Annotated in this window: 6 protein-coding genes and 1 pseudogene; 3 read left to right on the plus strand and 4 right to left on the minus strand. The window is 57.3% G+C overall.

Annotated elements, in window-relative coordinates:
* Positions 1 to 100, plus strand: a 100-nt coding sequence (locus J7392_RS23970) for an integrase core domain-containing protein (RefSeq protein ID WP_209219775.1), incomplete at its 5' end; no start/stop codon positions are given.
* A 33-nt stretch (positions 101 to 133) separates the two neighbouring features.
* Here the strand turns inward: J7392_RS23970 and J7392_RS24330 are convergent.
* The 3 genes and pseudogenes from J7392_RS24330 to J7392_RS23980 all read right to left on the minus strand — a co-directional run.
* Positions 134 to 658, minus strand: a pseudogene (locus tag J7392_RS24330) (AAA family ATPase); the annotation flags it as partial.
* Positions 659 to 778: 120 nt separating this feature from the next.
* Complete coding sequence (locus tag J7392_RS24335) at positions 779 to 1,348, minus strand: tyrosine-type recombinase/integrase (RefSeq protein WP_247744760.1); 570 nt, start codon at positions 1,346 to 1,348, stop codon at positions 779 to 781.
* Between the two features lie 16 nt (positions 1,349 to 1,364).
* Entirely contained in the window at positions 1,365 to 2,168 is an 804-nt protein-coding gene (locus J7392_RS23980) for an Arm DNA-binding domain-containing protein (RefSeq protein ID WP_209219838.1), read from the minus strand.
* A 411-nt stretch (positions 2,169 to 2,579) separates the two neighbouring features.
* Here J7392_RS23980 and J7392_RS23985 point away from each other — a divergent pair, with 411 nt between their 5' ends.
* Positions 2,580 to 2,753 (plus strand): CsbD family protein, encoded by a 174-nt coding sequence (locus J7392_RS23985; protein ID WP_082852044.1) that lies wholly within the window; start codon positions 2,580 to 2,582, stop codon positions 2,751 to 2,753.
* Positions 2,754 to 2,814: 61 nt separating this feature from the next.
* On the opposite strand, the gene J7392_RS23990 is transcribed toward J7392_RS23985, so the two are convergent.
* Positions 2,815 to 2,973 carry a YqaE/Pmp3 family membrane protein gene (locus J7392_RS23990; protein ID WP_082852043.1) on the minus strand — a complete coding sequence of 53 codons (159 nt, stop codon included), beginning with the start codon at positions 2,971 to 2,973 and terminating at the stop codon, positions 2,815 to 2,817.
* A gap of 168 nt (positions 2,974 to 3,141) precedes the next feature.
* Between J7392_RS23990 and J7392_RS23995 the strand changes: the two genes are divergently transcribed.
* Positions 3,142 to 4,020, plus strand: a complete 879-nt coding sequence (locus J7392_RS23995) for a mechanosensitive ion channel family protein (RefSeq protein ID WP_348540734.1) — start codon at positions 3,142 to 3,144, stop codon at positions 4,018 to 4,020.
* Positions 4,021 to 4,465 lie beyond the last annotated feature (445 nt).

The raw sequence follows: 4,465 nt of genomic DNA on the forward strand, positions 1-4,465 counted from the left end.
AGGAGAATGGATCGAGGACTATAACAACAACCACCCACACAGCGGCCTAAGATGGCGCTCGCCTCGCGAGTTCATCAAGGCTAAAACCGAAACCGCTTAGGTGTCCGGTGAAACGGGGGCCGGTCCAATTTGCAAGGACGCGCCCGGTATCCCGAGACGAGTTTTCATCGCCATCACCCATGCAGAGGTTCAGGGTGTCGAAGACCACGACGAGATCATCGCATCCGTGGTAGTCCCGGAATGCTTTCGCATCTGCTGCGAAGCGCCTGACGAGTTCGGGGTCTGACAGATCCACCGGCATATCCAGCACCCCGAACGCGGCGGCCCTGCCGGATTTCTGGCGCAAAAAGGGGAATGCGCGTTTTAAAACGCCTTTTGCTGCCTCTGCGGCGACATAGAGGATGGCGGCGCGGGAAACGCGCATGCCACAGAAGTCGCGTCCCATGGCGACATGAGCTGCAATGCTGGCTACGATGGCCGACTTTCCCAGGTTCGACGGCCCCGCGAACATGCTGACCTCGCCTGGGAACAGAAAACGCTGCACAATGTAGTCGGGATCGGGGTTGGGTTGATGTGCGTTAGCGGAAACTGGTTCCTGTCCAAGGACCCGAGGGCGTTGATTGACTTCAGTTGCTTGGAGATCGTTGATTTTTTTCATATTATACCTGTGTCTTAAAGTGTTGATGGCCCGTTTCCGGCGCCGAGCGGGACATGGTTCCGTTTGGTCCGGACGAAAAACGAAAATCGAACATTTCTTCCGGACGGACGGACGCTCCCCCTAATGGGGGGCGTCCGTCCGTCCGGTGTCCCCGCCAGATTTCGCGTCGGCGACGATATGGTCCAAGGCTGCGCTGAGCTTGTTCAGGGCTACGAGCTTGGGGTCTTCCACCTTGTTCAGAATCCGCGTCGCCACCATGTAGTGGACCGCCGATCCGCTAACGCCCGCGTTTGCGAAGCGGTTGCTGTGGTCGAGAATGGCTTCAATGGTTTGGACCGGCACTTGTAGCTCTTCGAGAAGGGTCGCACCGGTGCGACGGAGGTCGTGCCGCGTCCAGTCTCTTGTATTGCTACCCTTCTGAATTTGCTCGGCAATCCGATTCCAATTGTCGAGCTTTCCGCCATCGCGGTTTGGAAACACCAGCGCATTTCCATCACGGTTCAAATAACCGGGTAGATACCGGAGGAAGTCCAAGGCCGCGTTAGAGAGAGGCAAGCGTTGGCTTCGTCCCTTACCGGTCGTGTCCTTTACATCATGCTTGACCCATACCCCGTTCGTGAAGTCGATGTCCCCCCATCGGGCATTGGCTACCTCCTCGCGGCGAGCCAATGTAAGCAGGAGAAAGCGCATCGCCGCAGGTCCGAAATCATTCTTCGGAAGGATGTTCCGGCGTCGGATTTTCTTTGGGGCAGGGTATTGTAGAAGCGGGAAGATGGCAGCGATCGTCCTCGACGCTGAGAACGCGTTGCCGCTTGCCCTTAATCGTAGGGTCGTTGGTTGCTGGGTCATGGACGCGGCGCAGCTCAGCGACATCGAGACGAGTAGCGCGGCCCGCTCCGATCTTGTCAAACTTGCGGCCCCGATGCGCTGCCCAGTCCAGCACCGGCGATAAGTAGGATAACGCTCGGGAAACTTGGCCATTCGCCGTATCCTTTCCCTTCAATGGACGAACCGGTTGATACCCATTGGCAGCCCGACCAAAGTCCTCTGCAGTTAGTCTTTCGACTGGTTTGTCGAGGAGTGGTCTGAAAACCCGCTCAATGGTATTTCGAGTGTAAGCGGACGAACCTGGGCCTCCCCTTGGACGCCAACCCTTCTTGGTCTGCGCGAAGACCGGCTGCACCTCGTCCAGCAGTTCTCGCAGCGTGATCTTTCCAACCTTGGAATTGGCGTATGTGCGGGGCTTTTCCAATCCTTTGGTCCTCATATCCACCCGGATTTGGCAGGCCACTTCACGCGCCTCCCTCAACGAAAGGTCGGGATAGGTGCCGATGGTGATAGTCGTGTATTTGCCGGCCTTGTCGCGCATCATGACTGCAAACGACTTGTGGCCAGTGCGCGATACGCGCAACTTAAGCCCCTGTGTTCTGGCATCGGTGATCTGGATACGGCCCGTGTCGGCCTTGATGCTCTGTATGAGCCTGTCGGTAAGGAGTTGAGTGCTTTTCATGTGGTTCCTCGCGTTGTTTGCGAGGTGCAGATTGGCCACGTTCTTTTTGCCCAAAGCGGGACTGCACGGGACTGCAAAGTAGCTTAGATTGCCTGAAATCGGCTGAGACGATTTGAGACAAGGGCTGCGTCAGGATGTCGCAGGCTGGCTAATGAATGCCCATTGATTTTATGGGGTTAGCTTGTCTCACCCAGTCTCAGGCCGTGCCAGTCAATGTCTGCCGGTTCTAAATGCAGAATGATTGAAAATCCTCGTGTCGGTGGTTCGATTCCGCCCCCGGGCACCATTTTTTATAGCAAATCAAACAGACCACACCCCTCGCCACCCAACGCGCGTGATTTCCCTCACCCGCAACGGAACCCGCGCCTCCTGCCCAACGTTGTTCCCCTACCTAGATAGAGGAGAGCAACCATGGCAAATGACGACCAAGCAAAAGGCAAGGCGAAAGACATCGGTGGCAAGCTGAAAGAAGAAGCTGGCGATGCCACAGGCAACGAAGACCTGAAGCACGAAGGTCAGGCCGATCAGGCCGAAGGCAAAGTGCAAAAGGGTGTCGGTGACGCCAAGGACAAACTATCTGATTGATTGCAAAAGCGCGCCTCTTACCGGAGGCGCGCTTTTTCTATTCGGGCTGCTGCCCGCGCCATCACCTTTTGATGATGATATAGAGCGCATGGACGATCCCTGGCAGGTAACCCAGCAAGGTCAGGAGAATGTTGATCCAGAAGTGCTTTCCCAGACCTTCCTGCAAGAACACCCCAAGAGGGGGCAGTAGGATAGCGATGATGATGCGAATGATGTCCATAGTGTCACGCCGGGCGCGCCGGGCTCCTTTCAAAACAGATTAAACCTTGCCCTAAGCTAGCTCCCGAGCCTCACACGGCCAGAGGTGGCGCGTTGAGCGGGGCGCAATTAACACTCGCCGCAGGATGGGTTTTGCGGCAATCTACCAATAAGCCAGAGGAGGGGCAGGGTGGAGCCAGTCAGGATCATGTGGCGCCAGATCATGGAGATGGCGCGAGACGCAATCGCACTTTTGCCGCAGATCGCTGTCGCAACCCTCGTATTGATATTGACCTGGGCCATGGCCGCGCTTGGCCGGTCGCTGGTCAGCAAAACCTTGTCCCGCACCAAGCTGCGCCCGAGCCTTCAGGACCTCTCTACCCTACTGACGTCTATCCTCATCTGGGTCTTTGGCATCATGATCGCGGCCGTGATCGTCTTTCCCGGTCTCACACCTGCCAGCATTCTGGCGGGGCTCGGCATCGGGTCGGTCGCCATCGGCTTCGCTTTCAAGGACGTCTTTGAGAATTTCCTTGCCGGGATCATCATCCTCTTTCGTCGGGAAATGCGCATGGGGGATCATATCGAATGCGAGGGGATCGAGGGCAAGGTCACCCATATCGCCATTAGAGAGAGCCATATCCGCCAGACAGACGGGCAACTGGTGATCGTGCCCAATGCGATGCTTTTCAAGAACCCCGTCTATGTGCGCACGGATCAAAAGCACCGTCGGCAAACCGTGATCTGCGGGGTGGCCTATGATGTCGATCTGGGTGAAGCGCGGGCGGTGATCTCCGAAGCGGTCGCGCGCTGCGAGACGGTAGAGCAGGGGGAGCATCCGATTCAGGTCTTCGCCCAAGAGTTCGGGGCGTCCTCCATCAACTTCGAGGTGACTTGGTGGACAGGCTCAGCCCCGGTCGAGCAGCGCCGCTCTCGGGATGAGGTGGTGACCGCGGTGAAGCGGGCGCTGGACGAAGCAGGGCTAGAGATTCCTTTCCCCTACCGCACGCTCACCTTCAAAGAGCCGCTTCCGCTCAGCCGGGCGGAGGAGGATGCAGGGGAGGGGTAGGGCCTGCGCTGCGAGTCGCCGATTTTGCCCTGTGATCCCGTGAATCGCGTTCGATTCATGGGCCCGCGTTGAAGCTGTCGGCTGAGATAGGGCAGGGGAGGCTAACTCCGGCGCGTTAGATGCGGGAAATTAGCACGCCATTTCAGCATCTTGCTGAAAAGTTCCCCGAAATCTCATCTTTTCTCAACTTTCTGCTTGCGGCTTTGCCCCACTAACCTTAGAACCCCCTCTACCGGCGGCGCTGAGACGCACCGCTGGGGCGCCAGACGGGGCGGACGGCAGCGGAGACGCGGTGGTTCGGATCGGAAGGCGGATAAAAATTCGAGGTATTAGAGGCGGGGCGCGCCAAGAAGTTAGGGCGCATCTCAGTTTCTTTTGTCTCAACGCTGTTTGAAAATTTGATATCTGAAGAGATATGTGGGCGGTTTGGTTCATTCGATGGATC

The organism is Sulfitobacter sp. R18_1, assembly GCF_017743915.1.
In the GTDB taxonomy this organism is placed as follows: domain Bacteria; phylum Pseudomonadota; class Alphaproteobacteria; order Rhodobacterales; family Rhodobacteraceae; genus Sulfitobacter; species Sulfitobacter faviae.

Coding starts and splice junctions, on each gene's coding strand:
- J7392_RS24335 (WP_247744760.1), bottom strand. CDS start 1,348: ATGCGCTTTCTCCTGCTTACATTGGCTCGCCGCGAGGAGGTAGCCAAT.
- J7392_RS23980 (WP_209219838.1), bottom strand. CDS start 2,168: ATGAAAAGCACTCAACTCCTTACCGACAGGCTCATACAGAGCATCAAG.
- J7392_RS23985 (WP_082852044.1), top strand. CDS start 2,580: ATGGCAAATGACGACCAAGCAAAAGGCAAGGCGAAAGACATCGGTGGC.
- J7392_RS23990 (WP_082852043.1), bottom strand. CDS start 2,973: ATGGACATCATTCGCATCATCATCGCTATCCTACTGCCCCCTCTTGGG.